Source organism: Pseudoalteromonas sp. RB2-MNA-CIBAN-0110, assembly GCF_040309305.1.
Classification (GTDB): Bacteria; Pseudomonadota; Gammaproteobacteria; order Enterobacterales; family Alteromonadaceae; genus Pseudoalteromonas; species Pseudoalteromonas arctica.
Genome location: NZ_JBEOOQ010000075.1, coordinates 1 through 3,502, shown reverse-complemented (window position 1 = coordinate 3,502; position 3,502 = coordinate 1). Strand labels below are relative to the sequence as shown.

Genomic DNA, 3,502 nt, shown 5'->3' with positions numbered 1-3,502 from the left:
CGAGCTTAGTCTCGGGCTTTTTAATGTCTAGAATAAAGTGTCATATGAAGGTGGCGCTCTTACTTTAGGCGTAGGTGTGTTGTAGTAACGTTCAAAGCGTAATTATTAGCCTAGCTAATTGTTACCAAAAAGCCCGAGCTTAGTCGGGCTTTTTAATGACTAAAATAAAGAGTGATTTGGAGGTGAGAATCTCACATTAGACGAAGATGCTTGGTAACAACATTCAAAATATTATTGGTATTAATAAAAAACCCGAGCCTAGCCCGGGTTTTGATAAGTTATGAATATGCCATAATTGGCTGAAAACTATTCAATATTTTGAATCTGTTCTCTCATTTGTTCAATCAATACTTTTAACTCTACAGCGGCAGTAGTGATGTCACTATTGATAGACTTAGATGCTAGCGTGTTAGCTTCACGATTAAATTCTTGCATCATAAAATCTAGGCGGCGGCCGCATGCGCCACCTTTTTTAAGGATTTTTTTAGTTTCTTTAACGTGAGACTTTAAACGATCTAATTCTTCAGCTACATCTTGTTTTTGAGCAAGATAAATAAGTTCTTGTTCAAGGCGCGACTCGTCAATGTTTGCTGTTAAGTCTTCTAGCTTTTGAGCCAGTTTTTCACGTTGCCACTTAGCAATCTCAGGCATGTGCGTTTCTACAATTTCTACTTGCTCTAAAATCGCATCAAGGCGGATTGCTATCATTTCTTCAAGGTTTGCACCTTCATCGCCACGAGCTGATTTAAAATCTTCGATTACTTGATCAAGACCAGCAATTAGTGCTGTATTAACGCTATCCATATCAAGTTCTTCAGCTTCCATAACACCAGGCCAACGTAATATATCAACAGGATTAATGTCGCCATTACTTTGCTGTTGAACCCATTTCGCGCTATTTATAAGTTGCTCAGCAAGGGCTTGGTTAATTGATAGCTCACCAACATGGGCAGGATTTGCTACAAACTTTAAAAAAACCTCAACTTTACCGCGTTGTAAGTGTTTGCGTAAACGCTCACGAATAACTGGCTCCATGCCACGAAATTGCTCTGGTGCGCGAATAAATGTTTCAAGGTAACGCTGGTTCACTGAACGAACTTCCCAAGTGCCAGTTCCCCAATCGCCTTTTATTTCGCGACGCGCATAAGCTGTCATACTGTGGATCATGGATATTTTCCTAAATTTATAAATACAATATTACGATGATTATACCGTAACACCGCTTAAGCTCTAGGGAAAATTTAATACACTGAATATTTTGCATACAGCTATTTATTTAAATCAGCATGGTATCTATACCCACATACACTTATAATGTCGCAAATTCTGAATTAAGGGGATCGTCAATGCGTCCAAGCGAAAGAACACCTAACCAAATTAGACCTGTTACATTTACACGTAATTATACTTTGCATGCTGAAGGCTCAGTACTTGTTGAGTTTGGTAACACCAAAGTACTTTGTACAGCTACTGTCGAATCGGGCGTTCCTCGTTTCATGAAAGGTCAGGGTAAAGGTTGGATCAATGCTGAATACGGTATGTTACCGCGAGCAACGCATACGCGTAATGCTCGAGAAGCTGCACGTGGTAAGCAGGGCGGTCGTACTATGGAAATTCAACGTTTAATTGCACGTGCACTTCGTGCTGCTGTTGATTTAAAAGCACTTGGCGAAAACACAATCACTATCGACTGTGATGTAATTCAAGCAGATGGCGGTACACGTACTGCTTCTATAAGTGGTGCATGTGTTGCACTTGTTGATGCGCTAACGCATATGCGTGCCAAGGGTATGATTAATTCAAACCCACTTAAACATATGATTGCGGCTATTTCAGTAGGTATATACAAAGGCCAAGCAATTAGCGATTTAGAATATATTGAAGATTCAGCAGCAGAAACTGATATGAATGTAATTTTAACCGAAACAGGTAAAATTATAGAAATTCAAGGTACAGCCGAAGGCGAACCTTTCTCGTTTGATGAGCTAGATGAGTTACTTACTTTAGCTAAACATTCTATTCGTGAAATCATTGACGTACAAAAGCAAGCATTAGCATAAATAGGTAGGCCACTAGATATGAAAGATTATCAAAAAGAGTTTATAGAATTTGCTCTAGAGAAGCAGGTATTAAAATTTGGTGAGTTTACTTTAAAGTCTGGGCGCATAAGTCCTTACTTTTTTAATGCCGGTTTGTTTAATACAGGTCGTGACTTAGCACGTTTAGGTCGTTTTTATGCATCAGCACTAGAAGATTCAGCGATAGAGTACGATGTACTATTTGGCCCCGCGTATAAGGGTATCCCAATCGCGACAACGACGGCAGTTGCATTAGCAGATCACCATGATAAAGATGTACCGTACTGTTTTAACCGTAAAGAGAAAAAAGCACACGGTGAAGGTGGTACATTAGTAGGCTCAGAACTCAATGGCAAAATAATGCTAGTTGATGATGTAATTACCGCAGGTACCGCTATTCGTGAGTCCATGGAAATTATTGCACAAAATGGTGCAGACCTTAGTGGTGTTTTAATTGCATTAGATCGCCAAGAAAAAGGTAAAGCCGAGTTATCAGCTATTCAAGAAGTTGAACGCGACTTTAATACCAAAGTAATCTCTATTGTAAAATTAGCAGACCTTATTAGTTACCTTGAAAACCAAGGGACGATGGGCGAGCATTTAGCCTCAGTTAAAGCTTACCGTGATCAATACGGCGTAGCATAAATAAAAAGCCTCGCAGTGCGGGGCTTTATTTTGACCTTCATTCATAGAGTTTATTAATGAAAGATGTATTAAAACCAAATGGCTTAGGCCTCAAACGCGTTTTCAAAGCAACCTATTGCTCCTATCTTGGCTTTAAAGCAGCATTTAAAGAAGAAGCTGCATTTAGACAAGAGCTATTACTAAGCCTTATATTATTCCCCACTTCATTTTGGCTTGCTTCATCATTATTACACTGGGCAATACTAATTAGCTCACTGCTTATTATTCTAATAGTTGAATTGCTAAACTCTGCCATTGAAGCATTAACAGATCGAGTAAGTACAGAATTGCATGTATTGTCAGGTAGAGCCAAAGATATGGGATCTGCAGCCGTAACACTTTCATTAACGATCGTATTGATCATATGGGGTGTAAGTCTTTATATGAAGATCGTTTAAGCTCACTTTTAATATTTGTGAAGTTTAAACACCTTTAGTTGTTAATAATTTGCTAGTTATGTTGTGTTTTTAACGTGTTTAGCTCAAATACTCAGCGAACAGCACATTATTTCAAGTTTTCTTAAAAAAAGGGTTGATCTGTTTTCGGATCTCCCTATAATGCGACCCCACTGAGACGGGAAACGCCAACGCATAGCGAGGAGCGAACTACTCAGAGAGTTAAATAAAACTTCGGTTTTAAATCTTCCAAAAGAAAGTTTAAAATTAAGTGTTGACTCGAAAAATAAAGGGTGTATTATTCGCATCCCTTGAGACGCTAAAGCGACTCAAAACGTTCTTTAA

The 3,502-nt window shown here is 38.7% G+C and carries 4 protein-coding genes; 3 read left to right on the top strand and 1 reads right to left on the bottom strand.

Features of this window, described 5'->3' with window-relative positions:
• Window positions 1-306: 306 nt before the first annotated feature.
• The gene (locus AAEY68_RS20525) at window positions 307-1,167 is read right to left on the bottom strand and encodes a YicC/YloC family endoribonuclease (RefSeq protein ID WP_002958889.1); all 861 of its coding nucleotides are present in this window, start codon (window positions 1,165-1,167) and stop codon (window positions 307-309) included.
• Between the two features lie 179 nt (window positions 1,168-1,346).
• Here AAEY68_RS20525 and rph point away from each other — a divergent pair, with 179 nt between their 5' ends.
• The 3 genes from rph to AAEY68_RS20510 are packed head-to-tail and all read left to right on the top strand — an operon-like array spanning window position 1,347 to window position 3,160.
• Window positions 1,347-2,060: a ribonuclease PH gene (rph, locus tag AAEY68_RS20520; protein WP_002958890.1), complete on the top strand. Its 714-nt coding sequence runs from the start codon at window positions 1,347-1,349 to the stop codon at window positions 2,058-2,060.
• Window positions 2,061-2,078: 18 nt separating this feature from the next.
• On the top strand, window positions 2,079-2,723 hold the full coding sequence (gene pyrE, locus AAEY68_RS20515) for an orotate phosphoribosyltransferase (protein ID WP_007583381.1): 645 nt from the start codon (window positions 2,079-2,081) through the stop codon (window positions 2,721-2,723).
• Between the two features lie 56 nt (window positions 2,724-2,779).
• Window positions 2,780-3,160, top strand: a complete 381-nt coding sequence (locus AAEY68_RS20510) for a diacylglycerol kinase (protein WP_007583384.1) — start codon at window positions 2,780-2,782, stop codon at window positions 3,158-3,160.
• Window positions 3,161-3,502: the final 342 nt, after the last annotated feature.

Bases quoted from the DNA above. Each gene is read 5' to 3' on its own strand.
- AAEY68_RS20525 (WP_002958889.1), bottom strand. From the start codon at position 1,167: ATGATCCACAGTATGACAGCTTATGCGCGTCGCGAAATAAAAGGCGAT.
- AAEY68_RS20510 (WP_007583384.1), top strand. From the start codon at position 2,780: ATGAAAGATGTATTAAAACCAAATGGCTTAGGCCTCAAACGCGTTTTC.
- rph (WP_002958890.1), top strand. From the start codon at position 1,347: ATGCGTCCAAGCGAAAGAACACCTAACCAAATTAGACCTGTTACATTT.
- pyrE (WP_007583381.1), top strand. From the start codon at position 2,079: ATGAAAGATTATCAAAAAGAGTTTATAGAATTTGCTCTAGAGAAGCAG.